The organism is Sphingomonas phyllosphaerae (assembly GCF_029623345.1).
Lineage (GTDB): Bacteria > Pseudomonadota > Alphaproteobacteria > Sphingomonadales > Sphingomonadaceae > Sphingomonas > Sphingomonas phyllosphaerae_C.
On record NZ_JAPYKH010000004.1, the window covers coordinates 200,332 to 226,919 of the forward strand.

At 70.2% G+C, this 26,588-nt stretch carries 26 protein-coding genes; 12 read left to right on the forward strand and 14 right to left on the reverse strand.

The window, feature by feature from the left end:
- The first annotated feature begins 70 nt into the window (after positions 1 to 70).
- On the forward strand, positions 71 to 2,479 hold the full coding sequence (locus QBJ89_RS05955) for a ligase-associated DNA damage response DEXH box helicase (RefSeq protein WP_277979609.1): 2,409 nt from the start codon (positions 71 to 73) through the stop codon (positions 2,477 to 2,479).
- Between the two features lie 120 nt (positions 2,480 to 2,599).
- Here QBJ89_RS05955 and QBJ89_RS05960 read toward each other — a convergent pair whose 3' ends face one another.
- Positions 2,600 to 4,906, reverse strand: a complete 2,307-nt coding sequence (locus QBJ89_RS05960; protein ID WP_277979610.1) for an FtsK/SpoIIIE family DNA translocase — start codon at positions 4,904 to 4,906, stop codon at positions 2,600 to 2,602.
- A gap of 114 nt (positions 4,907 to 5,020) precedes the next feature.
- On the opposite strand from QBJ89_RS05960, the gene QBJ89_RS05965 reads away from it, so the two are divergent.
- Positions 5,021 to 6,238, forward strand: a complete 1,218-nt coding sequence (locus QBJ89_RS05965; protein WP_277979611.1) for a UbiH/UbiF/VisC/COQ6 family ubiquinone biosynthesis hydroxylase — start codon at positions 5,021 to 5,023, stop codon at positions 6,236 to 6,238.
- 141 nt (positions 6,239 to 6,379) lie between these two features.
- Here the strand turns inward: QBJ89_RS05965 and ribA are convergent, their stop codons facing one another.
- The 7 genes from ribA to hemE all read right to left on the reverse strand — a co-directional run bounded on the left by ribA (position 6,380) and on the right by hemE (position 12,937).
- On the reverse strand, positions 6,380 to 7,402 hold the full coding sequence (ribA, locus tag QBJ89_RS05970) for a GTP cyclohydrolase II (protein WP_277979691.1): 1,023 nt from the start codon (positions 7,400 to 7,402) through the stop codon (positions 6,380 to 6,382).
- Positions 7,403 to 7,449: 47 nt separating this feature from the next.
- Positions 7,450 to 8,232, reverse strand: coding sequence for an exodeoxyribonuclease III (locus QBJ89_RS05975; RefSeq protein ID WP_431522514.1), 783 nt, complete (start codon positions 8,230 to 8,232; stop codon positions 7,450 to 7,452).
- A gap of 225 nt (positions 8,233 to 8,457) precedes the next feature.
- The gene (locus QBJ89_RS05980; protein ID WP_277979613.1) at positions 8,458 to 9,066 is read right to left on the reverse strand and encodes a LolA family protein; all 609 of its coding nucleotides are present in this window, start codon (positions 9,064 to 9,066) and stop codon (positions 8,458 to 8,460) included.
- Between the two features lie 73 nt (positions 9,067 to 9,139).
- Positions 9,140 to 9,856 (reverse strand): TerC family protein, encoded by a 717-nt coding sequence (locus QBJ89_RS05985; protein ID WP_277979692.1) that lies wholly within the window; start codon positions 9,854 to 9,856, stop codon positions 9,140 to 9,142.
- A 154-nt stretch (positions 9,857 to 10,010) separates the two neighbouring features.
- Complete coding sequence (gene rho / locus QBJ89_RS05990; RefSeq protein ID WP_219755693.1) at positions 10,011 to 11,267, reverse strand: transcription termination factor Rho; 1,257 nt, start codon at positions 11,265 to 11,267, stop codon at positions 10,011 to 10,013.
- 158 nt (positions 11,268 to 11,425) lie between these two features.
- Entirely contained in the window at positions 11,426 to 11,881 is a 456-nt protein-coding gene (locus QBJ89_RS05995; protein ID WP_277979693.1) for a CopD family protein, read from the reverse strand.
- A 15-nt stretch (positions 11,882 to 11,896) separates the two neighbouring features.
- A complete protein-coding gene (gene hemE / locus QBJ89_RS06000) occupies positions 11,897 to 12,937 on the reverse strand; it encodes a uroporphyrinogen decarboxylase (protein ID WP_277979614.1) in 1,041 nt (346 codons plus the stop codon).
- Positions 12,938 to 13,257: 320 nt separating this feature from the next.
- On the opposite strand from hemE, the gene QBJ89_RS06005 reads away from it, so the two are divergent.
- The 10 genes from QBJ89_RS06005 to QBJ89_RS06050 all read left to right on the forward strand — a co-directional run bounded on the left by QBJ89_RS06005 (position 13,258) and on the right by QBJ89_RS06050 (position 19,536).
- Complete coding sequence (locus tag QBJ89_RS06005) at positions 13,258 to 14,088, forward strand: pyruvate, water dikinase regulatory protein (RefSeq protein WP_277979615.1); 831 nt, start codon at positions 13,258 to 13,260, stop codon at positions 14,086 to 14,088.
- Positions 14,089 to 14,093: 5 nt separating this feature from the next.
- Positions 14,094 to 14,681: a Maf family protein gene (locus QBJ89_RS06010; RefSeq protein ID WP_277979616.1), complete on the forward strand. Its 588-nt coding sequence runs from the start codon at positions 14,094 to 14,096 to the stop codon at positions 14,679 to 14,681.
- Entirely contained in the window at positions 14,678 to 15,493 is an 816-nt protein-coding gene (locus QBJ89_RS06015) for a shikimate dehydrogenase family protein (RefSeq protein WP_277979617.1), read from the forward strand. The genes QBJ89_RS06010 and QBJ89_RS06015 overlap by 4 nt, the downstream gene beginning before the upstream one ends.
- A 7-nt stretch (positions 15,494 to 15,500) precedes the next feature.
- A complete protein-coding gene (coaE, locus tag QBJ89_RS06020) occupies positions 15,501 to 16,094 on the forward strand; it encodes a dephospho-CoA kinase (protein WP_277979618.1) in 594 nt (197 codons plus the stop codon).
- A gap of 8 nt (positions 16,095 to 16,102) precedes the next feature.
- The gene (gene dnaQ / locus QBJ89_RS06025) at positions 16,103 to 16,798 is read left to right on the forward strand and encodes a DNA polymerase III subunit epsilon (RefSeq protein WP_277979619.1); all 696 of its coding nucleotides are present in this window, start codon (positions 16,103 to 16,105) and stop codon (positions 16,796 to 16,798) included.
- 54 nt (positions 16,799 to 16,852) lie between these two features.
- Positions 16,853 to 17,443 (forward strand): ribosome hibernation-promoting factor, HPF/YfiA family, encoded by a 591-nt coding sequence (gene hpf, locus QBJ89_RS06030; protein ID WP_277979620.1) that lies wholly within the window; start codon positions 16,853 to 16,855, stop codon positions 17,441 to 17,443.
- 31 nt (positions 17,444 to 17,474) lie between these two features.
- On the forward strand, positions 17,475 to 17,945 hold the full coding sequence (locus QBJ89_RS06035) for a PTS sugar transporter subunit IIA (RefSeq protein WP_277979621.1): 471 nt from the start codon (positions 17,475 to 17,477) through the stop codon (positions 17,943 to 17,945).
- Positions 17,932 to 18,393: a PaaI family thioesterase gene (locus QBJ89_RS06040; protein WP_277979622.1), complete on the forward strand. Its 462-nt coding sequence runs from the start codon at positions 17,932 to 17,934 to the stop codon at positions 18,391 to 18,393. The genes QBJ89_RS06035 and QBJ89_RS06040 overlap by 14 nt, the downstream gene beginning before the upstream one ends.
- Positions 18,390 to 18,725, forward strand: a complete 336-nt coding sequence (locus tag QBJ89_RS06045; protein WP_277979623.1) for a DUF1491 family protein — start codon at positions 18,390 to 18,392, stop codon at positions 18,723 to 18,725. The genes QBJ89_RS06040 and QBJ89_RS06045 overlap by 4 nt, the downstream gene beginning before the upstream one ends.
- A 172-nt stretch (positions 18,726 to 18,897) precedes the next feature.
- Positions 18,898 to 19,536 (forward strand): cell wall hydrolase, encoded by a 639-nt coding sequence (locus tag QBJ89_RS06050; protein ID WP_277979624.1) that lies wholly within the window; start codon positions 18,898 to 18,900, stop codon positions 19,534 to 19,536.
- A 205-nt stretch (positions 19,537 to 19,741) separates the two neighbouring features.
- Here the strand turns inward: QBJ89_RS06050 and QBJ89_RS06055 are convergent, their stop codons facing one another.
- The 6 genes from QBJ89_RS06055 to QBJ89_RS06080 form a co-directional block, all read right to left on the reverse strand.
- Positions 19,742 to 21,136 (reverse strand): M20/M25/M40 family metallo-hydrolase, encoded by a 1,395-nt coding sequence (locus QBJ89_RS06055; RefSeq protein ID WP_431522516.1) that lies wholly within the window; start codon positions 21,134 to 21,136, stop codon positions 19,742 to 19,744.
- A 76-nt stretch (positions 21,137 to 21,212) separates the two neighbouring features.
- Positions 21,213 to 22,166 (reverse strand): aspartyl protease family protein, encoded by a 954-nt coding sequence (locus QBJ89_RS06060; RefSeq protein ID WP_277979626.1) that lies wholly within the window; start codon positions 22,164 to 22,166, stop codon positions 21,213 to 21,215.
- A gap of 105 nt (positions 22,167 to 22,271) precedes the next feature.
- Positions 22,272 to 23,954 carry an ATP-binding protein gene (locus QBJ89_RS06065; RefSeq protein ID WP_277979627.1) on the reverse strand — a complete coding sequence of 561 codons (1,683 nt, stop codon included), beginning with the start codon at positions 23,952 to 23,954 and terminating at the stop codon, positions 22,272 to 22,274.
- Between the two features lie 76 nt (positions 23,955 to 24,030).
- On the reverse strand, positions 24,031 to 24,795 hold the full coding sequence (locus QBJ89_RS06070; RefSeq protein ID WP_277979628.1) for a TIGR02186 family protein: 765 nt from the start codon (positions 24,793 to 24,795) through the stop codon (positions 24,031 to 24,033).
- Positions 24,792 to 25,706 carry a sulfite exporter TauE/SafE family protein gene (locus QBJ89_RS06075; protein ID WP_277979629.1) on the reverse strand — a complete coding sequence of 305 codons (915 nt, stop codon included), beginning with the start codon at positions 25,704 to 25,706 and terminating at the stop codon, positions 24,792 to 24,794. The genes QBJ89_RS06070 and QBJ89_RS06075 overlap by 4 nt, the downstream gene beginning before the upstream one ends.
- A 58-nt stretch (positions 25,707 to 25,764) precedes the next feature.
- Positions 25,765 to 26,526: a hypothetical protein gene (locus QBJ89_RS06080; RefSeq protein ID WP_277979630.1), complete on the reverse strand. Its 762-nt coding sequence runs from the start codon at positions 26,524 to 26,526 to the stop codon at positions 25,765 to 25,767.
- Between the last annotated feature and the right edge of the window lie 62 nt (positions 26,527 to 26,588).

A 26,588-nucleotide genomic window follows, 5' to 3' on the forward strand; every position in this document is an offset into this window, starting at 1 on the left:
GGAGGCCTGGAACTAGGGGCGTGTTGGCGCACCTTGCCGCGAGCGGTCGCGTCGCTACATCTCGTTGACCTTGGCCGCGCTTCCCCCGCTCCTCTCCGACTGGTTCGCGCGACGCGGGTGGCAGCCACGTCGCCACCAGCTCGACATGCTCGACGAGGCGCGCGCGGGCCGCCACGCGCTGCTCATCGCCGCGACCGGCGCCGGCAAGACACTGGCTGGTTTCCTGCCGACGCTCGCCGAGCTGATCGAGACGCCCAGCGAGGGCCTCCACACGCTCTACGTATCGCCGCTCAAGGCGCTGGCGGTCGACATCCAGCGCAACCTTGTCACTCCCATCGACGAGATGGGCGCCGACATCCGCGTCGAGACGCGCACCGGCGACACGCCCTCCGACCGCAAGGCGCGCCAGCGCATCCGCCCGCCGCAGATCCTGCTGACCACGCCTGAGTCGCTGTCGCTGCTGCTGAGCTATCCCGACAGCTTCTCCATGTTCGCGGGGCTGCGCACGATCGTGGTCGACGAGGTCCACGCCTTCGCCACCGGCAAACGCGGTGATCTGCTGTCGCTGTGCATGGCGCGACTTCAGACGATCGCGCCGGCGTGCCGTCGCGTCGCGCTCTCCGCCACCGTCGCCGATCCCGACGGCTATCGCGCCTGGCTCGCCCCTGACGGCGACATCGACCAGGTCGCTTTGGTCGAGGGCGAGCCCGGCCCCGACCCCGACATCGCCATCCTGCTTCCCGAGGACCGCGTCCCCTGGGCGGGCCATTCCGGCCGCTACGCCGCCGAGCAGGTGATGGCCGAGATCGAGACCCACCGCACCTCGATCGTCTTCTGCAACACCCGCAGCCTCGCCGAGCTGATCTTCCAGGACCTGTGGAAGGCCAACGCGATGCAGCTGCCGATCGGCATCCACCACGGCAGCCTCGAGAAGGAGGCGCGCCGCAAGGTCGAGGGAGCGATGGCGGCGGGGCGGCTGCGCGCTTTGGTGGCGACCGCCAGCCTCGACCTCGGCGTCGACTGGGGCGACGTCGACTGCGTGATCCAGATGGGCGCGCCCAAGGGTTCGTCGCGGCTGCTGCAGCGGATCGGGCGCAGCAACCACCGGCTCGATGTGCCTAGCGAGGCGATCGTCGTGCCCGGCAACCGCTTCGAATATCTCGAGGCGCGCGCCGCGCTCGACGCGGTGGAGGCGGGCGAGCTCGACGCCGATGTCTTCCGCATGGGCGCGCTCGACGTGCTGGCGCAGCATGTGATGGCGTGCGCCTGCGCCGCGCCCTTCGCCGAGGCGGCGATGCTGGCGGAGGTGCGCTCGGCGCTGCCGTATTCCGCGCTGAGCGACGAGCTGTTCGAGCGCGTGCTCGGGTTCATCCGCGACGGCGGCTATTCGCTCAAGGTGTACGACCGGTTCAAGCGATTGACGCAGGATTTAGACGGGACGTGGCGCGTCAGCCACCCGCGCTTCGTCGCGCAGCATCGCCTCAACGCCGGGATCATCGTCGAGGCGACGATGCTCAAGGTCCGCTTCCGCAACGGGCGCGCGCTCGGCAAGGTGGAGGAGGGGTTCGCCGCGACGCTGAGCCACGGCGACACCTTCTTCTTCGCCGGGCTGAGCCTCGAGGTTGAGAAGATCGACACCGAGGACCTGATCGTCCGCGCCACCAGCCGGCCGGCGCGGATCCCGACCTACGGCGGCAGCCGCATGCCGCTATCGACCAACCTCGCCTCGCGCGTGCGGCGTTTCCTCGCCGAGCCGGGCGAGTGGCACCGCTTCCCCGCCGACGTGCGCGACTGGCTCGAGATCCAGTCGCGCCGCTCGACGCTGCCCGCGCCCGAGCAATTGCTGGTGGAAACCTTCCCGCGCGAGGGGCGCCACTACATGGTCGCCTACAGCTTCGAGGGCTGGAACGCGCACCAGTCGCTCGGCATGCTGGTGACCAAGCGGATGGAGACGCTCGGGCTCAGGCCGCTCGGCTTCGTCGCCAACGATTATGCGATCGCCTGCTACGGTTTGGAGAAGGTGACCGATCCGGCGGCGTTGTTCTCCGCCGACATCCTCGAGCATGAGTTCGTCGAATGGGTCGAGCGCTCGCACCTGCTCAAGCGCGCCTTCCGCGAGGTGGCGGTGATCGGCGGGCTGGTCGAGCGCCAACATCCCGGCAAGCGCAAGACCGGGCGGCAGGTGACCTTCTCGACCGACCTGATCTACGACGTGCTGCGCCAATATGAGCCCGGCCACGTGCTGCTCCAGGCGGCGTGGGCCGACGCGCGCGCGCGCATGACCGACGTCGGACGACTTGCGCATCTGCTCGACCGCGCCGCCGACACGATGGTGCACGTCGACCTGCCGCGCGTCACGCCGCTGGCGGTGCCGGTGCTGACGCTGATCGGGCGCGAGAAGGTGGCGACGGGCAGCGCCGATGACTCGCTGCTGATCGAGGCCGAGGCGCTGGCGGCGGAGGCGATGCGGGTGGATTGAGGGGATGGTCCGCCCTCCCTTCCTACCGTCCAAAGGGAGAGGGCAGCGTTCCTCCGATGCGGCGGAACCTTAGCGCTGTAGGTGCACCAACGTAGCCGCTGCGCAGCCATCCTCCTCACCTCACACCTGGTTTCCATCCGTGTCGCGCAGCACTTCGCGCCGTCCGACATGGTCCGGCCGGCTCACCACGCCCTCCTTCTCCATTCGCTCGATCAGCCGCGCCGCCGAATTATAACCGATGCGCAGCTGGCGCTGGAGCCACGAGGTCGACGCCTTCTGGCTGCCGCATACGATCGCCACTGCGGCGCGATACTGCTGGTCCTCGGCCGTATCCTCGCCGGTCGGCGCGCCTTCCAGCGCGAAGCTCTCGGCCGGCTCCTCGGTGACCGACTCGATGTAATCGGGCTGGCCCTGCGCGCGCCAATGATCGGTCACCGCGCGCACCTCGTCGTCGCTGACGAACGGGCCATGGACGCGGACGATGCCCTTGCCGCCGGGCATGTAGAGCATGTCGCCGCGCCCGAGCAGCTGCTCGGCGCCCTGCTCGCCCAGGATCGTGCGAGAATCGATCTTGCTGGTCACGTGGAAGGAGATGCGCGTCGGCAGATTGGCCTTGATCACGCCGGTGATGACGTCGACCGAGGGGCGCTGCGTCGCCATGATCAGGTGGATGCCCGCGGCGCGCGCCTTCTGCGCCAGTCGCTGGATCAGGAACTCGACTTCCTTGCCCGCGGTCATCATCAGGTCGGCGAGCTCGTCGACGATAACGACGATCTGCGGCAGCACGTCGTAATCGAGCTGCTCTTCCTCGTAGACCGGTTGGCCGTTCTCGCCATAGCCGGTCTGCACGCGGCGGCCGAGCGGCGCGCCCTTGACGCGCGCCGCTCGGACCTTCTCGTTGAACGAGGCGAGGCTGCGCACGCCCACCGACGACATCTGGCGGTAGCGGTCCTCCATCGTCTCGACCGCCCATTTGAGCGCGCGCACCGCCTTGGCGGGGTCGGTGACGACGGGCGAGAGCAGGTGCGGGATGTCGTCGTACATGCTCAGCTCGAGCATCTTCGGATCGATCATGATCATCCGGCACTGGTCCGGCGTCAGCCGGTACAGCAGCGACAGGATCATGCCGTTGAGCCCGACCGACTTGCCCGAGCCGGTGGTGCCGGCGACGAGCAGGTGCGGCATCGGCGCGAGATCGGCGATGACGGGATCACCGGCGATGTTCTTGCCCAGGATGACCGGCAGCTGCGCCGACTGGTCCTCGAACGCCTGGCTTGCCACCAATTCGTGGAGCGAGACCATCTCGCGCCTGGCATTGGGCAGCTCGATGCCGATCACGGTGCGTCCCGGGATAGTCGCCACGCGCGCCGAGATCGCCGACATGTTGCGCGCAATGTCATCGGCGAGCGAGATCACGCGCGTGGCCTTGATCCCCGGCGCGGGCTCGAGCTCGTACATCGTCACCACCGGGCCGGGACGGACCTCGGTGATGTTGCCCTTAACGTTGAAGTCGTCGAGCACGGTCTCGAGCAGGCGCGCGTTACGCTCCAGCGCGGCCTTGTCGATCGGGTTGCTCTGGTTGGCGGGCGAGGGGGTGAGCAGGTCGAGCCCCGGCAGCGTGTAGCTGTCGCGGAGGTCGAGCCGCTGCTGCGGCTTGGGCGCCGCCGCCGAGGGTGCGAGCGTGCGGTCGCTGATGACGGGAGCGGGGCGGTCGTTGGGCTCGGCGACCGCCCGGGGTGCCGGGCGGCGCGCCAGCACGGGCGCGTCGTCGCGCTCGAGCGGCGCGTCCGCATCGTCGTACGCCTCGTCCGTGTCGCCGCGGGCACGGCGGAGCCCACCGCGCGGCGCGAGCCGAGCGAAGTCGATCTCCAAGCTGCGGCCCCACAGGAAGGCGCCGCCAATGCCGCTCACCACGCCGAGCGCGACCACGCCCCACCAGCGCACCGACGCGTCGCCGATCAAGCCCAGCGCCCAGCGCGTCCCCGCGACCACGCCGAGCCCGACCGCACCGCCCCAGCCGAACGGCAGCGCAGGCACCGCGCCGGGCGCGACGCAGCCGAGCGCCACCGCCATCAGCGCCACCGCCAGAACGGTGCCGCGCAGCATCCGCGGCCACTCGCCGGCGGGCTGCTCACGCCACAGCCGCACCGCCACCAGCGGCGCCACCGGCAGCAGCAGCGCCACCGCCGGTCCGAACAGCGTGAGCGCGAGATCCGCAAACCAGGCGCCGGGCGCCCCCAGCAGATTGCCCCCCGCGCCCCCCGCCGCGGTGTTGAACGCCGCGTCGCTCGGATGATAGCTCGCCAGCGCCACCGCCATCGCCAGCGTCAGCGCGAACAGCGCCACCGCGACGATCAGCGCGCCGCTGCGCAGCGCCCCCGCCTTCACCGTCTCGCGCCACAGCGGCGCGTCGGCCCTGGTCGCCATGCTCTCGTCCTCAGCGATGTCTGAAATGCCCGGTGCACATTGTCCGCCGAGTGCGAGTCCGCGTCAAGAGAGCCGCCCTTTCGCGCCTGCGCGCGACCCTGTAGGGCAGGGGCCATGGACCATGCAGACGTGCTTATCCTTGGCGGCGGGCTGGTCGGCAGCGCGCTCGCGGTCGCGCTCGACCGCCACGGCCTCTCCGCGATCGTCGTCGACCCGGCCGATCCCGCGGTGATGCTCGCGCCGGCGTTCGACGGGCGCGCCTCCGCGGTGGCGAGCGCGAGCCACCGCATGCTCGACGCCATCGGCGTGGGCGAGGCGTTGCGCGGCCAAGGCTGCCCGATCCGCCATATTCGCGTCAGCGACGGCCTCGCTCCGGGCAAGCTCGACTTCGTCCCCGCCGCCGACGATGCCGCGCTTGGCACGATGTACGAGAACCGGCTGCTCCGCCGCGCGCTGTACGATGCCGTCACCGCCGCGCCGCTGGTCGATCTGCGCATGGGCACGCACGCCACGACGGTGCAGCGCGATCAGGACGGGGTGCGCGTGACGCTGTCGGACGGGCGCATGGTCACGTCGGACCTGCTCGTCGGCGCCGAGGGGCGCCAGTCGCCGACGCGCGAGGCGGCGGGGATCGCGGTGGCGCGCTGGCAGTATCACCATGCCGCGATCGTCGGCGCGTTCCACCACGAGCGCAGCCACGAGAACGTCGCCTACGAAATCTTCTACCCCGCGGGGCCGTTCGCGCTGCTGCCGCTGCCGGACGACGCCGTCGGGCACCGCTCGGCGATCGTGTGGACGGTCGCGGCGGATCAGGCGGCAGGCATGCTCAAGCTCGGCGACCGCGGCTTCCTTGCCGAGGCGGAGAAAAGCATGGGCGGCTTCCTCGGCGCGCTGTCGCACGCCAGCCCGCGCGCGAGCTACCCGCTCGGCTTCCATCACGCCGCGCGTGTGACCGATACGCGGCTGGTGCTGGTGGGCGACGCGGCGCACGGCATCCATCCGATCGCGGGGCAGGGGGTGAACCTCGGCTATCGCGACGTCGCGGCGCTGGTCGAGGTGCTGGTCGAGGGGCGGCGGCTGGGGCTCGACGCCGGCGACGCGCAGCTGCTCCGCCGCTACGAGGCATGGCGCGGGCTCGACACCTTCATGGTGGCGGCAGCGACCGACACGCTGACCCGTTTGTTTGCAATCCCCGGCAGGGCGGCGAGCGCGGTGCGCCGCTTCGGCATCAGCGCGGTCGATCGCATCCCGCCGCTCAAGGACCGCTTCATGAGCGAGGCACGCGGCGAGAGCGGCGACCTGCCCAAGCTGCTGTTGGGCGCGACGGTGTAGGGGAAGGCGTCGGCTCGAAGAATTGACCCTTTCTCCGCCTAGCCGGCCGCGCCCGGCGGACCCTTCCCTCTCCCAACGGAGAGGGTCGCGCGAAGCGTCGGAAGGCTGAGAAGGATCCCCACAGCCTTGCGTGCCGGTCGCTCAGAACTGGTGCCCGGTCCGGTCGCGCTTGGTCGCGAGATAGCGCGCGTTGTGCGGGTTGGCCGGCAGTGCATGTGGCACGCGCTCGACGACGCTCACCCCCGCCGCCTCAAGCCCGGCGACCTTGGCGGGATTGTTGGTCAGCAGCCGCACGCGCTCCTGCCCGAGCAGCACCAGCATCCGCGCCGCCACGCCGAAGTCGCGTGCGTCCACCGCGAAGCCCAAGCGGGTGTTAGCGTCGACCGTGTCATGGCCCTGGTCCTGTAGCGCATAGGCACGCAGCTTGTTGACCAGCCCGATGCCGCGCCCCTCCTGGCGCAGGTAGAGCAGAATGCCCCAGCCGGCGTTGCGGATGCGGTGGATCGCGGCATCGAGCTGCGGGCCGCAGTCGCACTTGAGGCTGCCGAGCACATCGCCGGTCAGGCACTCGCTGTGCAGCCGCACCAGCGGCGGCGCGCCGGTCGGCTGGCCGATCAGCAGCGCGACATGCTCGTCGGCGCTCTCGGGCGAGCGGAAGGCGACGATCTCGGCGTTCTCCGCCTGCGCCACCGGCAGCCGCGCGCGCACCGCGATCGAGAGCCGGGTGGCATCCTCATGCGCGTCGATCGCGACCACGTCGATCGCCACCGCTGGCTCGATTCCGCCGGTGAAGAAGGCGGGGAGCAGCCCGGCCACCCGCGCCAGCCGCAACGCCGCGGCGCCCGCGACCGGGCTCGCCAGCGCGGCGGTGCGAAACGGGCCCTTGAGCGGGGTGGCGAGATCGAGCTGCGGGTCGGCCAGCGCGGTGGCAAGCGCCATGTCGAACCACGGGGCGCGCTCGATCAGCACCGGCAAATCCGGCGCGGCGGCGGCACGCTGGTTGGTGAGCGTCAGCGTCTCGGCCCGCCCGGCCGAGATCAGCACCGCATAGGCGTCCCCGGGAGCGAAGGCGGCGAGGCGGGCGGCGTCGGCGGTCTCGATCGCGAGCAGCACCAGCGGCGGCTCGCCCGGCGCGTGCAGCGCGATCGGCCAGCCGCGCCGCATCGCGTCGATGGCGCGCGCGGCGTCGCGCGGGTCGGCGCTCGTCTCGTTCACCACGCAAACTCGGTCATGATCGGGACGTGGTCGCTCGGCTTGAGCCAGCTGCGGCAGGGTTCGAAGACGGTGTGTGCCGTCGCGGTGCGCGCGACGTCGGCGGTGGCCCACATATGGTCGAGCCGTCGCCCGCGGTCGTTCTTGGTCCAGTCGGGCGAGCGATAGCTCCACCAGGTGTGGAGCCGCGCCGGCGCGGGGTGGAAGTGGCGACCGAGGTCGACCCAGTCGTTCGACGCGCGCAATCGCTCCAGCGCGTCGACCTCGACGGGCGTGTGGCTCACCACCTTGAGCAGCGCCTTGTGGCTCCACACGTCACTCGGCAACGGCGCGATGTTGAAGTCGCCGGTGAGGATGGTGGGCACCTCGAGCGTCGCGGACCAGCGCGTCATCCGCTCGACGAAGTCAAGCTTCTGGCCGAACTTCGGATTGACCTCGCGGTCGGGCACGTCGCCGCCGGCGGGGACGTAGACATTCTCCAGCCGCACGCCGCCGGGCAGCCGCACGCCGAGGTGACGCGCCTCGCGATTCGCCTGCCAGTCGAGCCGCTCGTCCGCCTCGATCGGCACGCGGCTGATGATCGCGACGCCGTGGTGCATGCGCTGCCCGTTGAGCAGGACATGCTCGTAGCCGAGCGCGCGGAAGCCCGCGATCGGGAAGTCGGCGTCGATCACCTTGGTCTCCTGCAGGCACAGGATGTCGGGGGCGGCCTCGCGCAGGAAGCGCTCGACGATGTCGAGGCGGAAGCGGACCGAGTTGATGTTCCAGGAGACGATCTTCACGCCGCGCGACATAGGCGGTCGCTCGCGTCGCGCAAACACCCCCGCCGTCAAACGTGAAAGGCCCCCGCTCCGGGGGCATGGAGCGAGGGCCGACACAGCGTTCATCACGCAAGCGGGGGAGAAGGGCTCAGGGCAACAGGGGGAAAATCCCCGAGGCGTCCGCCCCCACGGCTCTTATTTAGGACAATTAAGCTGTCAGTCAGATGAACGGATTGTAGAAATTCGTCACCCGCTGCGGCCCTGCCGGCGCGGGTCGGTCCAGCGGAACGCGGCGTCGCTCACCGGCGCGTTGAACTTCTGCCCGCTCAGCCGGATCGTCGTGCGGTTGCCCTGGCTGTCGAGCGCGACCCAACCCTGCAGCATCAGCCCCGCCGGCGCCGCGGCATCACGCGCGAACACCATGGTGATTCGACCGAATTCGGGATGTTTCGGATCGTTCGCCTCGACCGACAGCACGTCTGGGTTGGGCGAGGGAACGACCCTGGCGTAGCGCGAAATGTCGCGGCTCGGATCGATCAGCACGCCGAGCGGCGAGTTGCCGATCGGCCAGCGCTGCACCTGCTTGACCGAATAGTCGATGAAGGTGAACGCCTTGCCATCGCTGACGATGAGCAGCGGCACGCCCTTCTCATATTGGAAGCGGATCTTGCCCGGCTTCTTGAGCGTCAGCACGCCCGTCAGCACGCGACCGTTGCGGTCGGTCTGGCTGAAATTGGCCGTCATCGTCTCGGCGACGGTGAGGAACCGTTGCACCGTGGCGAGGTCGCCGCTCTGCGCGCTCGCCGGCGCGGCGACCACCGCGATCGCCGCCAGCGGCAGGAGGAAAGTTCGCATCGTCACTCCGTGATCTTCGCGGCTTGTGCTGCCGCGGCGGCGTTGAACGCGCCGTGAACCCGACGCGATCCCCTCAGCCGAACAGCGTCGCCAGCCCCGGCGTGTTCTCGGCGCCGACCCAGCCCTCATGGATCATCTTGCCCGCGACGAAGAGGATCACGGCGAGGCCGACATAGGCGATCCAACGATAGCGATCGATGATCCGCGCGATGAAGTTCGCCGCCAGCCCCATCAGCGCGACCGACAGCAGCAGGCCGACGACGAGGATGCCAGGATGCTCGCGCGCCGCGCCCGCGACGGCGAGCACGTTGTCGAGGCTCATCGACACGTCCGCCACCGCCACCGCCCAGGCGGCGCCGACAAAGCTGCGTGCGGGTGCCACCGCGGCGTCCCCGTTGCCTTCAGCGTCGGGCTGATGGCCGCCGGCGCGGATCTCGCGCCAGAACTTCCAGCTCACCCACAGCAGCAGCAGGCCGCCGGCGAAGATCAGCCCGACGATTCCCATCAGCCAGGTCACGATCAGCGCGAAGAAGATGCGCAGCACCAGCGCGGCGCCGATGCCGATCAGGATCACCTTCTTGCGTTGATCCGAGGGCAGGCCCGCCGCGAGTGCGCCGACGACGATCGCGTTGTCGCCGGCCAGCACGAGGTCGATCATCAGCACCGAGCCGAAGGCGGCCAGCGCGGCGGGATCGCCGAGATTGGAGAAGTCGGCGACGATATGCTGCCAGATGTCGCCGAGCGACCCGGGTCCCTGGGGCGCGACGGCTGCCCCCGCGGCGACCAGCATGGCGATCAGGCTCACGACATCACTCCCCTGAAGATACGAGCGGGCGGCACGTCGAACCAACGCACCGCCCGCGAAAAGTAGCCGCCTGCTACGCCGGGTGAGCTTTCACCCGCCTGTCACGCACGCCCCCGACGACCGCGGGCGCGCGCGCGGCTCACTGGTTCATCGAGTCGAAGAAGTCGTCGTTCGTCTTGGAATCCTTCATCTTTCCAAGCAGGAACTCCATCGCGTCGACGGTGCCCATCTGCATCAGGATGCGGCGCAGCACCCACATCTTGCTGAGCTTGTCCTTCTCGACCAGCAGTTCCTCCTTGCGCGTGCCGGACTTGCCGACATCGATCGCGGGGAAGATGCGCTTGTCGGCGACCTTGCGGTCCAGCACGATCTCGGCGTTGCCGGTGCCCTTGAATTCCTCGAAAATCACCTCGTCCATGCGGCTGCCGGTGTCGATCAGCGAGGTCGAGATGATGGTGAGGCTGCCGCCCTCCTCGATGTTGCGCGCCGCGCCGAAGAAGCGCTTGGGGCGTTGCAGCGCGTTGGCGTCGACGCCGCCGGTCAGCACCTTGCCCGATGAGGGCACCACGGTGTTGTAGGCGCGGCCGAGGCGGGTGATGTTGTCGAGCAGGATCACCACGTCCTTCTTGTGCTCGACCAGGCGCTTGGCCTTCTCGATCACCATCTCGGCGACTTGCACGTGGCGCGTCGCGGGCTCGTCGAAGGTGGAGGAGACCACTTCGCCGATCACCGTGCGCGACATGTCGGTGACTTCCTCGGGGCGCTCGTCGATGAGCAGCACGAGCAGGAACACCTCGGGATGGTTGTGGCTGATCGCGCGCGCGATGTTCTGCATCATGATCGTCTTGCCGACGCGTGGCGGCGCGACGATGAGGCAGCGCTGGCCCTTGCCGATCGGCACCACGACGTCGAGCACACGGCCCGACTTGTCCTTTATCGTCGGGTCCTCGATCTCCATCTTGAGTCGCTCGTCAGGGTAGAGCGGCGTGAGATTGTCGAAGTTGACGCGGTGTCGGACGCGGTCCGGATCCTCGAAATTGACCTGCGTGATCTTCACCAGCGCGAAATAGCGTTCGCCGTCCTTGGGCCCGCGGATCTCGCCCTCGACCGTGTCGCCGGTGCGCAGCCCGTGCTTCCGCACCTGATTGGGGCTGACGTAGATGTCATCCGGCCCGGCGAGATAATTGGCCTGCGCCGAACGGAGGAAGCCGAAGCCGTCGGGCAGCACCTCAATCGTGCCCTCGCCCATGATCTGCTCGCCGTTCTCGGCCTGGACCTTGAGAATGGCGAACATCAGATCCTGCTTGCGCAGCGTCGACGCGCCCTCGACCCCGAGTTCCTCGGCGAGCTGCACGAGGTCGGCCGGGGCCTTCTTCTTCAAATCCTTGAGATGCATGTAGACGTGTCCGATGTGCTCGGGAGTGGGGGGAAGCTCGGCCGGCGAAGAATACGCTCGAGATACGAAGCTGTAGAGGAGGCGGGAGACCGGGACCGGTCGCGCCGTGACCGCGAGGTAAGAGTCGTGCGCGGCTTAGTCAAGCCGGCGCACGCGGCTCAGAACGGCTTCACGATCACCAAGATGACGATCAGCACCGCGGCGATCGCCGGCACCTCGTTGACCAGCCGCAGCGCGCGGTTGGAAAGCGTGGCGCGGCCGGCGCCAAGCTTGCGCGCATAACCCACCGCCCAGCCGTGATAGCCCGACAGCAGCACGACCAGCGCGATCTTGGCGTGGAGCCAGCCGAGGCCGGGCGTGCCATCGGCGATGCCGGCGTTGAGCGCGAGCGCAATACCCAGGATCCACACCAGGATCATCGCCGGGGTGAGGATGATCGCGCGCAGCTTGCCCTCGCGCTCGACCCAGCGCGCCGCCTCAGCGGGGTCGGCGAGACCCTCCTGATGATAGACGAGGTAGCGCGGCAGCATGAACATGCCCGCCATCCAGAAGATCACGAAGATGAGGTGCGCCGCCTTCACCCAATCATAGGTCGCGCCGAGGAAACCCGCCATGTTCATGTCCCGCCCTTACGCGCCGCGGACGCGCGCGACCAGATGCTCGACGTGCGCCACCGGCGTGTGCTGGCCGATGCCGTGGCCCAGGTTGAACACGTGCGGCCGCTCCGGGAAGGCAGCGAGCACGCGGTCGATTCCGCGGTCCAGCGCGGCGCCGCCGATCCGGAGTGCGAGCGGGTCGAGATTGCCCTGCACCGGCAGCCCGGGCGGCAGCACGCGGTCGGCCCAGCCGGGATCGACGGTCTCGTCGAGTCCGATCGCGTCGACGGCGGTGCCCGCGGCATAAGCGGCGAGCTTGCCGCCCGCGCCCTTCGGGAAGCCGATGATCGTGACGCCCGGGCGCCGCGCGCGCAGGCCGTCGACGATCGCGCGGTTGGGCGTGATCACCCAGCGCTCGAACTGCTCGGGCGAGAGGCTGCCCGCCCAGCTGTCGAACAGCTGCACCGCCTCGACCCCGGCGTCGAGCTGCGCGGCGAGATAGTCGATCGTGAGCGCGACCACCGCGTCGATGATCGTGGCGAAGGCGGCGGGATCGCGATAGGCGAACAGCCGCGTCTCCTCCTGGTCGCGGCTGCCCTGGCCTGCGACCATATAGGTCGCCACCGTCCAGGGAGATCCGGCGAATCCGAGAAAGGTCGTTGTCGGCGGCAGCGCGGCGGCGACGCGCCGCACCGTGGCATAAACCGGATCGAGCCGCGCGGGCGCCGGCTCGAGCGACGCCAGCGCGGCGTCGACCAGCGCGGGCGCGAGCCGCGGCCCCTCGCCGGCGCCGAAGCTGAGCTCCTGCCCGAGCGCCCACGGTACCATCAGGATGTCGGAGAAGAGGATCGCGCCATCGAAGCCGAAGCGGCGGATCGGCTGGAGCGTCACCTCGGCCGCGGCTTCGGGATCGGTCGCGAGCGCGAGAAAGCCGCCCTTCTCGGCCCGCAGCGCGCGATATTCCGGCAGATAGCGCCCGGCCTGGCGCATCAGCCACAGCGGCGGTCGCTCCTGCCGCTCGCCGCGAAGCGTGCGCAACAGCGATTTGGTGGTCTGGTCCGAGGCAGTAAGCACGGGTGAGATCGTCCTCGCCCCCTTCAGATAAGAGAATCTTGAAGAAGGTTGTTGATGCGGATGGCGCGTGGGTTGCGGTGGCTTAATCCGCCGTCACCGGAAATGCCAACAGCTTGACCGCGCGGGTCCGACGAGGAGTCGGGGATTCGCGACCCCTCGTCCCCGCTATCCACAGGCTGTGGAGGAACATCGCGGCTGCGGACGAGATTGTGGATGGAATCGGATTCATCCACCGCGGAGACGCTCGCTTGGCGGCGGGGGTGAGTTGCGCTAGCGCGCGTCCCCATGTTGTCCACAGTTCGATCCCCAGGCGGCTGAGGATGGTGCGCCTCCACCTCCATCTGCTCTCCGATTCCACCGGCGAGACGCTGGAGAACATCGCAAAGGCGGCGCTGGCGCAATATGACGACGTCGAGACGGTGCGGCATTTCTGGCCGATGGTGCGCACCGAGATGCACCTCGATCGCATCCTGCAGGAGATCGCGCAGAATCCCGGGCTCGTCGTGTTCACGCTCGTGAACCCGGTCACCCGCGCCGCGCTGGAGAGCCGCTGCCGCGCGCTCGGCCTGCCGACGGTGGCGCCGCTCGACCCGGTCAACGACGCGCTGTCGATGCTGCTCGGCCAGCAGGCCAAGGCGCGCCCCGGCCGCCAGCACGTGCTCGACGCGGCCTATTTCGCGCGCGTCGATGCGATCCAGTTCACCATCGCGCACGACGACGGGATCGCGCACGAGGACTGGGAGGAGGCCGACATCGTTCTCGCCGGGGTGAGCCGATCGTCCAAGACGCCGACCTCGATCTATCTCGCCAACCGCGGCTACAAGACCGCCAACATCCCGATCGTGGTCGAGAGCCCGCCGCCGGCCTCGCTGTTCGCGCTCGACTATCCGCTGGTGGTGGGGCTGACGACCAGTGCCGACCGGCTGATCCAGGTGCGGCGCAACCGATTGCTCTCGCTCAACCAGGCGCCCGAGACCGATTACGTCGACCAGGACGCGGTGGCGCGCGAGATCGCCTTCGCGCGCCGCATCTTCGCCGACAATGGCTGGCCCGTGATCGACGTCACGCGGCGCTCGATCGAGGAGACCGCCGCGGCGATCATCGCCTTGGTCAACGAGCGCCGCGGCACCGCCACCCGCGCCACGGACTGACCGCCATGCTGATCCTCGCCTCGCAGAGCGCCTCGCGCACCGCCATGCTGTCCGCCGCGGGTGTGCCCTTCACCGCCGAGCCGGCGTACGCCGACGAGGCCGCGCTCAAGGCGGCGATGGCGGGCGCGCGCCCGCGCGACCTCGCCGACGCGCTCGCCGAGCTCAAGGCGCTCAAGGTCTCGGCGCGCCACCCGGGGGCGCTGGTGCTTGGCTCGGACAGCCTCGCGGTGCTCGACGACGGCAGCGTGCTCGACAAGCCGGAGTCTCGCGACGAGGCGCGCGATCACCTCCGCCGCATGTCGGGGCGTCACCACGATCTCGTCAGCGCGGCGGTGATCGCCGAGGGCGGACGGCCGGTGTGGCGCGTGGTCGATGCCGCGCGGATCGTCGTCCGCCCGCTGTCCGACTTGTTCATCGAGACCTATCTGGACGCCGAATGGCCGGCGATCGCGGGCTGCGTCGGCTGCTACCGCATCGAAGGCCCCGGCGTGCAGCTCTTCGCCAAGGTGTCGGGCAGCCAGTTTACCGTGCTCGGCATGCCGCTGCTGCCGGTGCTCGACTATCTCCGCACGCGTGAGGTGCTGCCGACGTGACGACCCCTTATGCCGAAGTGATCGGCGACCCGATCGCCCATTCCAAGTCGCCGCTGATCCACCGCTTCTGGCTCGAGCGGCTCGGGATCGCCGGCGACTATCGCGCCGAGCGTGTGGTCGCGGACGATCTCGGCCGCTTCTTCACGGAGCGCGCGCGCGATCCCGACTGGCGCGGCTGCAACGTCACCGTGCCCCATAAGGTCGCGGCGCTCGACCATGTCCCCGATCCCGGCGGGGTGCGCGCGTCGATCGGTGCCGCCAACACCGTCTTCCGCGACGAGTCGGGCAAGCTCGCCGCGACCAATACCGATGCCGCCGGCTTCCTCTCGCCGATCGCCGACCTCGACCTCTCCGGCGCGCCGGTCACGGTGGTCGGCGCGGGCGGCGCGGCGCGCGCGGTGCTGTTCGCGCTGTCGAGGGTGGGGGTGGGGCGGATCACCCTGCTCAACCGCACGCCGCTCAAGGGCGCCGCGCTGCTCGCCGGCTTTGGGCTCAAGGGCGACGCGCTCTCGCTCGAGGCGCGGCTGCGCCCCGATACGGCGCTGCTCGTCAACACCAGCGCGCTCGGCATGGCGGGACAGCCGCCGCTGGCGCTCGACCTCGACCCGCTGCCCGAGGACGCGATCGTCTATGACATCGTCTATGCCCCGCTCGAGACCTCGCTGCTCGCCGCTGCGCGCGCGCGCGGGCTCGACACCGTCGACGGGCTGGAGATGCTGATCGGTCAGGCCGCGCTCGCATTCGAGCTGTTCTTCGGTGCTGCGCCGCCGCGTGAGCGCGACGACGACCTGCGCGCGCTGCTGCTGGCGTGAGCGCGCGATGATCGTACTCGGGCTCACCGGCTCGATCGGCATGGGCAAGACCACGGTGGCGCGGATGTTCGCGGAGGCGGGCGTGCCCGTGTTCGACGCGGACGCGGTGGTCCACCGGCTGCAGGGGCCGGGCGGTGCGCTGGTCGCGGCGATCGCGGCGCGCTTTCCCGGTACCACCGGCACCTCGGGGGTCGACCGCGCCGCACTCGGCGCCGCCGTGCTGGGGGACAAAGTCGCGCTGCGCGACTTGGAGGCGATCGTTCACCCCGCGGTCGCGGCCGAGCGCGCCGCCTTTCTCGCGCGTCACGCCGCCGAAGCGTTGGTGGTGCTCGACGTGCCGCTGTTGTTCGAGACCGGGGGCGACGCCGCGGTCGACCAGGTCGCGGTGGTGTCCGCCGCGCCGGCAGTGCAGCGCGAACGGACACTGGCGCGGCCGGGCATGACCGCGGCCAAGCTCGACTCCATCCTGGCGCGCCAGCTGCCCGACGCCGAGAAGCGCGCGCGCGCCGACGCGGTGATCGCCACCGACGTGCCGCTCGCCGAGACGCGCGCGGCGGTGTTGCGCCTGATCGCTTGCGCCCACGCCGCGGCGGGCCGATAACGCTGCGCATGCGCGAGATCGTCTTCGATACCGAGACCACGGGGCTGAGCTTCGTCGGCGGCGACCGGATGGTGGAGATCGGCTGCGTCGAGCTGGTCAACCGCTGCGAGACGGGGCGTACCTTCCACGCGTACTTCCACCCCGAGCGCGACATGCCCGAAGAGGCCGCGCGGATCCACGGCCTGCGCATCGACTTCCTCTCCAAGCATCCGGTATTTGCGCTCGCGGTCGAGGCCTTGCTCGAGTTCATCGGCGACGCGCCGCTGATCGCGCACAACGCCGGTTTCGACTTTTCCTTCCTTAATGGCGAGCTCGAGCGCTGCGGCCGCACCGCGGTGTGCCGCTCGCGCATGGTCGACACGCTCCAGCTCGCGCGAACCCGCCACCCCGGCGCCAAGCACACGCTCGATGCGCTCTGTAATCGCTACGGCATCGATCGCTCCCACCGCGTGCTGCACGGTGCGCTGCTCGACGCGCAGCTGCTCGCGCAGGTGTATGTCGAGCTCCAGGGCGGTCGGCAGATCGGGCTCGGCCTCGTGAGCGAGCCGATCATGGTGAGCGCGGCGACCGCCAGCGGCGCGCCGACTCAGGCCCGCGCGCGTCCGCCGCGGCTCTTTTCGGCGAACGCGGCGGAACTGGCTGCGCACGCCGCGTTTCTGAAGGGGGTCAAAGAACCCCTATGGGGGGCCGACGCGTCCGGATGACGCGCTTAGCACCAGCCGGGCGGGGGCTCGACCGGCAACGATGGAGAAGAAGTGATGGATATCCGGGTATCAGGTCACCAGGTGGCGATCGGCGAGGCGCTGAAGGCCCATGTGCAGGACCGGCTCCAGGGTATCGCTGACAAATATTTCGCGCGTGCCATCTCGGCCGAGACCACCTTCGGCAAGGGGCCGCATGACAATGGCTTCACCTGCGATATCGTCGCGCACGTGACGCGCGGGCTGGTGCTGAAGGGCCGCCACGATGCGCATGACGCGCATCTCGCTTTCGACGGTGCCGCCGAGAAGATCGACAAGCAGCTGCGTCGCTACGTCCGCCGACTCAAGGATCGCACGCCTGCCCACGCCGCGGTCGAGGCAGAGCAGGAGCGCAACGGTTACGACAACGCCGGCTATACGCTCTTCGCCGAGTCGGCCGACGAGGAGGAAGCGGGCGACGCACCGCTGGTGATCGCCGAGACCCGCGTCGACGTGCCCGAGGCGAGCGTCTCCGACGCGGTGATGATGCTCGACCTGCGCAACACCCAGGCGCTGCTGTTCCGCAACGCCGGCACGGGTTCGTACAACATGGTCTATCGCCGCGGCGACGGCACAATCGGATGGGTCGAACCACAGCGCGCTGGCTGAGGCGCGCGCGACCACCTACGTGGCGTCGATCATGGCGACTGACCTGAGCGACCTGCTCGTGCCTGAGCTCGTCGTCGTGGGATTGCCCGCGGCGTCGAAGAAGGCTCTCTTCACCCAGCTCGGCGCGCTCGCGGCGCCCTGGGTGGGGCTGGACGCGCGCGCGATCGCCGAGGGGCTGTCCGCGCGCGAGAAGGAGGGGTCGACCGGCTTCGGTGGCGGCGTCGCGATCCCGCACGCGCGGCTCGCGGGCATGCAGCGGGTGGCGCTGATCGTGGCGCGGCTGGCGCAGCCGCTCGGCTTCGCCGCGGTGGACGACGTCGCGGTCGACGTGGTGGTGGCGATGCTGTCGCCGCCCCATGCCGGCGGGGAGCATCTCAAGGCGCTGGCCCGCGTGGCACGGCGCTTCCGTGACCGTACCTTGGTCGCCAAGCTGCGCGGCGCGGGCTCGCCCGACGCAATCTACGCGCTGCTCACCGCGGACGATACGCGTGACGCCGCCTGAGGGGGCCGTGGCGCATCACCGCGCGCTCGAGTCGCTGTACGCCGCGGCGCCGATCAACCGTCTGTTCGAGTCGCGGCTCGAGATCGTGGAGCCCGGCGTGGCGCGGATCCGCTTCCGCGTTGACCAGCGCCACTTCCACGCCGCCGGCGCGGCGCACGGCACCAGCTATTTCAAGATGCTCGACGATGCCGCCTTCTACGCGTGCAACAGCCTGGTGACCGACCGCTTCCTGCTCACCACCCAATTCAGCCTGCTGCTCACGCGCCCGCTTGGCGAGGGCGAGGTGGTGGCGGAGGGCCGCTGGATCAGTGGGCAGCGGCGCGTCTTCGTCGCCGAGGCACGGCTGGTCGCCGCCGACGGCGAGGAGGTGGCGCGCGGCACCGGCACCTTCATGCGCTCGCGGATCGCGCTCGCCAGCCTGCCCGGCTATGCGGCGGCCGCGGCGTGAGCGCGCGGCTGCCCACCCACCTCGCGGTCGGCGCGCTGCTCAGGCGAGTCAACGACAGTGGCGGCATGGCGGTGGTGCGCGCCTCGGGTGAGGCGCAGTCAGGCGCGGTGCTGGTGCTGCTGTGCGAGGGTCGCTCGCTGCGCGCGGTGGAGCGGATGCGCGGGATCGACGACCGCGACGTGCTGATCGCGGCCGGCCCGGGTGACGGCGACTCGGCCGCGATCGAGGATTATTGGCGTTTACGACGACGTCGTGACCCCGACCTGTGGGTGATCGAACTGGACGTCCCGGACGCCGAACGGTTCGTCGCTGAAACGATGCTGGTCGATTGACGCTGTTAACCCCTCGCCCGTAGCGAGGTGAGATCGACAACAGGCGTTGTGCCGATCCGGGGTGCGATCCCGAACGGTGACGCAGTCGGGGGGGCACCCGGTCGGTCTTTTGAGCAGCTAACGCTGATTCAGCGACCGTTTCCGCGTACCCACCGCACAAACAAGACGTGGAATGCCTTTAGGTTCCCGCGCTGCCGCTTTCGCAGCGTTCACTGCCTCGATCGTCTCGCTAGCCCTGCAGAGCGCGCCCGGCCTCGCCGCCGAAGTGCCGACGCTCCCGGGGGTCACCGCGAGCCAGCTCGCCGTCACCGACGCGGTTCCCGCGACGGCGGCGCCAGCGCCTGACAGCGCTGACCAGATCCTCGATCAGGCCGCTGCCGAGCAGGCGGACGATCAGGTCGCTTATCCCACCCTCGCCGCCGCGGTCGCGGACCAGTCGATCCCCTCGAACACCGACGAGGACATGCGCTGCCTCGCCGGCGCGATCTATTTCGAGTCGCGCGGTGAACCGCTGAGCGGGCAGCTCGCAGTCGCCGAGGTGATCCTCAACCGCACCAAGTCGCGCCGCTTCGGCGGCAGCGTGTGCGACGTCATCACCCAGAAAGGTCAGTTCTCCTTCGTGCGCGGCGGCGTGATGCCGGCGGCGCCGTCGAACGACGACTGGCGCACCGCAATGGCGGTGGCCAAGGTCGCGATGAAGGACGCGTGGGAGACCGACGCGTCGAACGCGCTCTACTTCCACCACCGCAGCACCGGCCGCGCCGCCGGCCAGCGCGTCGCCTCGATCGGCAACCACGTCTTCTTCCGCTGAGCGTCGTCGCGTTCGCGAGTAATGGGATGAGCGTCACCGCGCCTCGCTGATCGGGCCCTTACAGGCTCCGACACGATCGTCATTCCGGCGAAAGCCGGGGTCCAGCTACGGAACGGTTGTGGGTCTCACTACTGCCTTCCCACCTGGAGCCCGGCCTTCGCGGGGGTGCCGATGTTGTGCGAGAAGGGGCGTGCTCTTCGCGCCCTCAGCCCGCATACGCCTTGGCGAGATCGTACAGATAGTCGCGCGCGGCATAGAGCGACTCCACCCGGATCCGCTCGTCCAACCCGTGCACGCCGTTGAAATCGGGATCGAGGAAGGTCCCCGGCACGCCGTAGACCGGGATACCAATCGCCTCGAGGAACACCCCGTCGGTCGCCCCTGTCGACATCGTCGGCAGCAGCGGCACGCCGGGAAAATGCTTCTTCGCCAATGCCTCCATCGGGCCGATGATCTTCGGGTCGAGCGTCGGCGGCACCGCGGTGGGGCGGATCGGCTGGTTGGCAGTGACCGTCACCTTGCTACCCGCCAGCGCGCGCAGCCTGGCGAGCGTGCCGTCGACCGTCTCGCCCGGAAAGATGCGGCAGTTGACGTTGGCGGTGGCGCGCTGCGGCAGCGCGTTCTCGGCATGGCCCCCATTCAGCAGCGTCGTCACGCAGGTGGTGCGCAGCGTCGAGTGCATCACCTTGTCGCGGCTGACGATCGCGTCGGCGGCGCGGTCCTGCGGGTTGGCGAGCAGCCGCGTGATCGCCACCGCCTGCTCGCCGCCGACGCGCTGTGCGGTGGCGGTGAAATAGGCGCGCGTCGTGTCGGTGAACCGCACCGGGAACTCGTAATTCTGCACCGCCTTGATCGCGTCGGCGAGCTCGTAGATCGCGTTCTCCGGGACGGGCGTGGAGCTGTGCCCGCCCGGGTTGGTCGCCAGGAAGGTGAAGTTCTGCGCCGCCTTCTCGCCGACCTGCACCGCCAGCAGCTGGCGCTTGCCCTGCGCGTCGAGCCGCCCGCCGCCGCCCTCGTTGAGCGCGAACTCGGCCGCGACCAGCTCGGGGCGGTGCTGCGCCAGCCATTGCGCGCCGTTGAAGGCGAAGGTGGTCTCCTCGCCGCAGGTCAGCGCCAGCTTGATCGTGCGCTTCGGTCGATAGCTCTGCTGGCGGAACCGTACCATCGCGTCGGCCCAGATCGCCGCCATCGCCTTGTCGTCGACGGCGCCGCGCGCGTAATAATAGCCGCCCTCCTCGACGAGCTTGAACGGGTCGCGCTGCCAGTCGGCACGCTTGGCCTCGACCACGTCGAGGTGGCCGAGCAGCAGCATCGGCTTGAGCGCCGCGTCGCTGCCGCGCAGCACCGCGACGACGCCGCCGTCCTTCGGGTGCTCCGGGGTAGAAAAGAGCGTCACGTCGGAGTCGGCATAGCCGGCGCGCTTGAGTCGGGTCGCGACCTGCTCGGCCGCCTGGGTGCAACTGCCGACGTTGACCACCGTGTTGGTCTCGACCATTTCGCGATATAGATCGAAGAAGGCTTTCTCGTCCGGCCGTGCCTGCGCCGCCGCGCCGCTCCCCGCCGTCGTCCCCGCCAACAGCCCGGCGAGCACCGCCGCCATCCCGATCCCGCGCATCGATCCTCCCTCGTTCGTCCGCCGCCAGCCTCGCAGCGAAGCGGGCGGCGCGCAACGGGGCTCAGCCGCTGCGGCGCAGGTCGCGCGGCAGGAGGAGGCGCAGCTCGCGATTGGCGAAATCGATGTGGACGCGGCGGAACAGTCGGAGCGCGTCCATGCCAAGCATCAGCGCCGGCTTGTCGTCGATGCCGAAGACGCGAAAGGGCGCGGCATCGGCGAAGGCGATCGGGAGCGCGCGGATCTTCGCCGGTCCCAGCGTCATCTCAGGCAGCATCGCATAATCGGCGGCAATCTGTACCCCGAGCACGCTGGTCAGCACCGTGGTCTCGCCGCGCCGGCCGGAGAGCAGACGGCGGAGCGCGAGATTGCCGAGGCTGACGCTGGTGCCGGTATCGAGCACGACGCGCACGCGACGGCCCGCGACCGTCGCGTTGGTGACGACGAGCTGGCCGAACAGGCTGCGCGCCTGGATCACGATCTCGCCGGGCTCGCGCTTGAGCCGCTCGCGCTTGCTCGACGGCGTGACCTGCATCCGCTGCGCGTCGAAGTCGATCGTCAGCGCCTGTCCCTGCAACGTGTCGATGCCGAGCATGCCCGGCGCGCCGAGGTGGCGCGCCTCGAACATCGGCGCCTCGATGCGCTCGCCGCCGACTCGCGCGACCGGCTTCGGACTCACCGAAATCGAGGGAAGGATGGCGGTATCGACGTCGCTCGTCCCAGCCATCGCGACGACGCGCACGCGGCGCCCCGCGGCGAGGCCGAGATGCGCGGCGAGCTGGCGCGAGATCACGCTGCGCTGCGCGCCGGTGTCAATGATGAAGGGGAAGGGCCCCGCGCCGGCGATCTCGACCGGCACGGTCATTCGATCCTCGGCGGTGAGGAAGTCGAGCGCGTCGCCGGCGTCGGCAGGCAGGTCGTCGGGCAGGGTTACGGGGACGACCCCGAGCGCGGCTGTCGGCGCAGGCGAGGGCGCCCCCGCCTGCGCCGACGCGGGCAGGGCGATGCTGGCCAGCATGAGCGCGAGCCATCTCTCCATGGCGACGGTGGTACGCCCGATCCGGACGCCGCACCAGCGGAGATCCCCGCCGGTGAGATGACGCGGCTGTCCCCGCCCCGACGCTTACCGCCCCTGGCCGCGCCAGCGCTGGATCGTGCGCGTGACGATCTGCTCCTCGCCACCGCCCTCGCGCCACAGCTCCGAGAAGATCGGATCGTCGGAGGCGGGCCGCTTGCCCTCTTCGAGCGTGTCGAAGGCGACCCGGATCGGGATCGCCACGCCCTCGCCGCACACGATCGCCTCGCGATTGCGCAGCGCGGGCAACGCGTCGAGGAATCCGCGCGCACCCTCCGGCATGGCGGCGCGGACGAACGCCTGATCGCGTTCGTTGTTGAGCCGCATCGAGATGATCGTGCCGCATTGCGAGAGCACGCCTTCCGCGAGGTCGGACGGACGCTGCGTCACCAGCCCCAGCGAGACGCCGTACTTGCGCCCCTCCTTGGCGATACGGCCGAGGATGCGACCGACGGCGGTGCGCTCCTCGCGCCCGGCGGGGACGTAGCGATGCGCCTCCTCACAGACCAGGAGGATCGGGCGCTGCGGCTCGGCTCTCGACCAGATCGCGAAGTCGAACACCATGCGGCTGAGCACCGCCACCACCACCGCGGTGATCTCGCTCGGCACGCCCGAGACGTCGATGATCGAGATCGGCTTGCCGTCGCCGCAGAAGCGGAAGATGCGCTGGACGAATGCCGCCATCGTGTCTGCCACCAATAGTCCTGAGAACATGAAGCCGTAGCGCGGGTCGGCCTTGAGCTCGTCGAGCTTGTTCTTGAGCCGCAGATAGGGCGAGGTGTCGCCGGCGCGGTCCATCTTGCCCATTTCCTGCTGCAGGATCTGGGCGAGGTCGCTGAGCAGATAGGGGATCGGCGCATCGACGGTGAGACGAGCGATCTCCTGACCCAGCCGACTCTTGCCGCGCGCCGCGAGCAGGCATTTGGCGAGGATGTCGGCGTCGACCTGACGCTCCGGACCGGCGCTGGTCAGCAGCACCTCGCAATGCTCCTCGAAGTTCATCAGCCAATAAGGCATCTGCAGGTTGGAGACGTCGAACAGCGCGCCCTCGTCCGCGAAGGCGGCGCCGTACTCACCATGGGGATCGATCATCACCACATGCGCCTGCGGTGCGAGCTGACACAGGCGGTGAAGGATCAGCGCCGCGGCGGTCGACTTGCCGGTGCCGGTCGAGCCGAGCAGCGCGAAATGTTTGCCGAGCAGCGCGTCGACGTAGAGCGAGGCGCGCACATCGCGGGTCGGGTGGACGGTGCCGATCGCGATCGCGGCGCGGCCCGAGGCGGCGTGGACCTGCTCGAGGTCGGCCCCGGTCACCGCGAACACCTCGGCGCCCGGCAGCGGGAAGGCGGTGACGCCGCGGCGGAAATGGTGGAGGTGGCCGGTCAGCCGCTCGATCTCGCCCTCGCCGATGAAGTCGATCGCGGCGATCACCTGGTCGGCCTGGCCGCGTCCCAGCCGCACCGTCCGCACGGTCGCCACCAGCCACATTGCGCCGGCGCGCACCTTGAGCTGGCCGCCGACCTGACCGGCGCTGGCGACCAGCGGATCGGGATGGCCTGCGAGCGCGGCGAGCGAGGGCGAGTCGAGCACCAGCTCGCCCTGCCCGCCCGCGATCTCGAGCACATAGCCGAGCGGTGCCGGACCGGCGGGCGCCGGCGCCGCCAGCGGCGCGTCCGGGAAGGCGGCGGCGAGCGCCGCGCGAAACTCGCCCTGGCCGACGATATCGTTCATACGAAGCTGCTTTTCCCTGCGATTCCGCGGAGGTCAGCGTTACGGCGGCTTCGTAAAGATAGGATGGAGGCGCGCCTCAGCCGCGCTGCGCGAAGCGCCCCGCGGCCCAGCCGAGCAGCACCGACAGCGCCACCGCCGCCAGGCCGTAGAGAATCTCGTGACGCTGCGCCGCCGCGGCGACGAAGCGCTCGAAGCCCGACTTACGAATATCGATGTCGCGCACCGCGGCGGCGAGCACGCGGCCATCGCGGATCAGAAAGGTCTCGGCGGTGAAGCGCCCCACTGGCACGCGCGCCGGAATCGCGACTCGCGCGCGGTAGAGCACGCCGTCGGTGATCTCGACCGCGCCCGGCGCCTCGTAGAACAGACCGGCGCGACGGCGCTGCTCCACCAGACCGCGGGTGAAGCGGTCCTGCACCTCGGTCGGCGCGGCGGAGGCGGGCGAGAGCTGGAGGCTGTCGAGCCCGAGCTCGTAGATCGCGCGGGTGCGCGCGTCGACCAGCCGGCCGAGCGGGCGCGACGACGCCAGCGCGTAGAAGGACGGCGCCGAGCGGTAGCGCAGCCGCCCCGCGTTGACCCAGATGCCCGCAACTTTCTCCTTTTCGCGAATGGTGATCGACTGGGTCGGCCCTTTCACCACGATGACGATGTCGGCGGGGCGCTCGCCCGCGGGCACGCGGCCCCCGGGGTAGAGGATCGCGCCGAACAGCAGCAGCTCGGCGCCGGTGAAGCTGTACGCGATCTCGATGTCGCGTTGCGACACGTCGGGGACGAGCACCGGCTTGCTCTGCGCGGTGAGCAGCGGGGCGGCGAGCACCAGCGCCCAGGCGGCGCGCCTCACGACAGCTCCACCGCGTAGATCTCGTCGGGGCGCCAGCCGAGCCCGAGCGCGATCCGTCCCGCCACCAGCAGCACCATCACCGCCAGCGCGAGGCGCAGATATTCGGGCCGGGCGCGCGCGGCGAACCGCGCGCCGACTTGCGCGCCGACCACCGAGCCGACCAGCAGCAAGGCGGCGAGAACGATGTCGACCGCGCGAGTCGTGGTGGCGTGGACCATCGTCGCCGCCGCGGTGACGAACAGGATCTGGAACAGGCTGGTGCCGACCACCACTGAGGTCGCCATGCCGAGCAGGTAGATCATCGCCGGCACCAGTACGAAGCCGCCGCCGACTCCGAGCAGGATCGTCAGGATGCCGGTGAAGAAGCCGAGCAGCAGCGGCGCCAGTGGGGAGATGTACAGCCCCGAGGCGTAGAAGCGCATGCGGAAGGGCAGCGCCGCGACCAGCGGATGGTGACGCCGGCGGCGCGGCGGCGCGGCGCGGCGCCCGCGCGCCACCAGGATCGCGCTCACCGCCTCGCGCAGCATCAGCAGCCCGATCGAGCCGAGCAGCAGCACATAGGTGATCGCGATCGTCGTATCGATCTGTCCCCAGCGCTGGAGCAGCCGGAACAGCCAGGCGCCGAACAGCGAGCCGAGGACGCCGCCGATCACCAGCACCGTGCCCATGCGCGTGTCGACGCCGTTGCGGCGAAAGTGCGCGAACACCCCCGAGACGCTCGCGCCGGTCACCTGCGTCGCGGCGGAGGCGGCGGCGACCGTGGGCGGGATGCCGTAGACGATCAGCAGCGGGGTAGTGAGAAAGCCCCCGCCGACGCCGAACATGCCCGAGAGCAACCCGACGCCCGCGCCGAGCGCGACCATCACGAGCGCGTTCACCGACAGATTCGCGATCGGCAGGTAGATGTCCATGACGCTCCCAGCCGCTAGCCGGTTCGACGCGCCGATGCCACCGCGCGATCCGCTGACTTCAATGATCGATGCCGATCGTCAGCGCCGCGCCCGAGCCCGGCCGCGCGTCACCGGCGATCCGAGCGCGCCACGCCAGCGTCGCGCGAGCGCGCCCGAGCCGCAGCGTTGCGGTCGGGCCGACGTCGAGCCGCTCGGCACCGCGCTGCGCCGCGCCCCAAGCACCGATGCCCAGCCGCAGCGTGGCGCCGCCGCGCTTCGTCACGGAATGCTCGACACTTACCGCGCCGTCGGCGTAGCCGCCGCGCCGCTCGATCACGCCGGCTTGGAGATAGCCGTCGAGCCGCGCCCCGTGGCTCAGCGCCCGGTCGCTGACCCCGCTGCTGGCGCCGAGACCCCAGCCGCCGCGCAGCCCCGCCACGCCGACGCGGCGCTCGGCCAGCAGGCGGAGCGGCACCGCCGGCGGGTGCCACTCGACCGCCGCGACCGCCTCGCGCTCGCGCGCCTGGAGCGCCGACACCAGCCGCAGCGAGACCGCGAGTCGCCCCTTGTCATCGAGCGCCCGGGCGACTCGAACGCCCAGCTGTGCGCCGCCGAGTTGGGGCGCGGCGGTGCTCGTCGTCGCACCGCTGCGGAGCAGCAGCCAACCGGTCTGCGACCAGCGCGGGGACGGTCCGGCGGAGGCGTGGAGCGCGACGTCCCCGATCTGCTGCATGATCGGCTCGGCCGAAGCCGGCTGCTCTGCGACGACAGCGCCGGAGAGCGGGGCCGGCACTTGTTCCGCCGCACTCGCCACCGCGGCGATCAGCACCGGTGGATGCACGGGTCGGTGCAAGGCGAGCGGCCGCAACGGAGAGACATGGTCGGACCGATTGCCGGAGGCGG

Bases quoted from the DNA above. Each gene is read 5' to 3' on its own strand.
- QBJ89_RS05960 (WP_277979610.1), bottom strand. From the start codon at position 4,906: ATGGCGACCAGGGCCGACGCGCCGCTGTGGCGCGAGACGGTGAAGGCG.
- QBJ89_RS05965 (WP_277979611.1), top strand. From the start codon at position 5,021: ATGGACCATGCAGACGTGCTTATCCTTGGCGGCGGGCTGGTCGGCAGC.
- ribA (WP_277979691.1), bottom strand. From the start codon at position 7,402: ATGCGGCGCGGCTGGCCGATCGCGCTGCACGCGCCGGGCGAGCCGCCG.
- QBJ89_RS05980 (WP_277979613.1), bottom strand. From the start codon at position 9,066: ATGCGAACTTTCCTCCTGCCGCTGGCGGCGATCGCGGTGGTCGCCGCG.
- QBJ89_RS05985 (WP_277979692.1), bottom strand. From the start codon at position 9,856: ATGCTGGTCGCCGCGGGGGCAGCCGTCGCGCCCCAGGGACCCGGGTCG.
- rho (WP_219755693.1), bottom strand. From the start codon at position 11,267: ATGCATCTCAAGGATTTGAAGAAGAAGGCCCCGGCCGACCTCGTGCAG.
- QBJ89_RS05995 (WP_277979693.1), bottom strand. From the start codon at position 11,881: ATGGCGGGTTTCCTCGGCGCGACCTATGATTGGGTGAAGGCGGCGCAC.
- QBJ89_RS06005 (WP_277979615.1), top strand. From the start codon at position 13,258: ATGGTGCGCCTCCACCTCCATCTGCTCTCCGATTCCACCGGCGAGACG.
- QBJ89_RS06010 (WP_277979616.1), top strand. From the start codon at position 14,094: ATGCTGATCCTCGCCTCGCAGAGCGCCTCGCGCACCGCCATGCTGTCC.
- coaE (WP_277979618.1), top strand. From the start codon at position 15,501: ATGATCGTACTCGGGCTCACCGGCTCGATCGGCATGGGCAAGACCACG.
- dnaQ (WP_277979619.1), top strand. From the start codon at position 16,103: ATGCGCGAGATCGTCTTCGATACCGAGACCACGGGGCTGAGCTTCGTC.
- hpf (WP_277979620.1), top strand. From the start codon at position 16,853: ATGGATATCCGGGTATCAGGTCACCAGGTGGCGATCGGCGAGGCGCTG.
- QBJ89_RS06035 (WP_277979621.1), top strand. From the start codon at position 17,475: ATGGCGACTGACCTGAGCGACCTGCTCGTGCCTGAGCTCGTCGTCGTG.
- QBJ89_RS06050 (WP_277979624.1), top strand. From the start codon at position 18,898: ATGCCTTTAGGTTCCCGCGCTGCCGCTTTCGCAGCGTTCACTGCCTCG.
- QBJ89_RS06055 (WP_431522516.1), bottom strand. From the start codon at position 21,136: ATGGCGGCGGTGCTCGCCGGGCTGTTGGCGGGGACGACGGCGGGGAGC.
- QBJ89_RS06060 (WP_277979626.1), bottom strand. From the start codon at position 22,166: ATGCTGGCCAGCATCGCCCTGCCCGCGTCGGCGCAGGCGGGGGCGCCC.
- QBJ89_RS06065 (WP_277979627.1), bottom strand. From the start codon at position 23,954: ATGAACGATATCGTCGGCCAGGGCGAGTTTCGCGCGGCGCTCGCCGCC.
- QBJ89_RS06075 (WP_277979629.1), bottom strand. From the start codon at position 25,706: ATGGACATCTACCTGCCGATCGCGAATCTGTCGGTGAACGCGCTCGTG.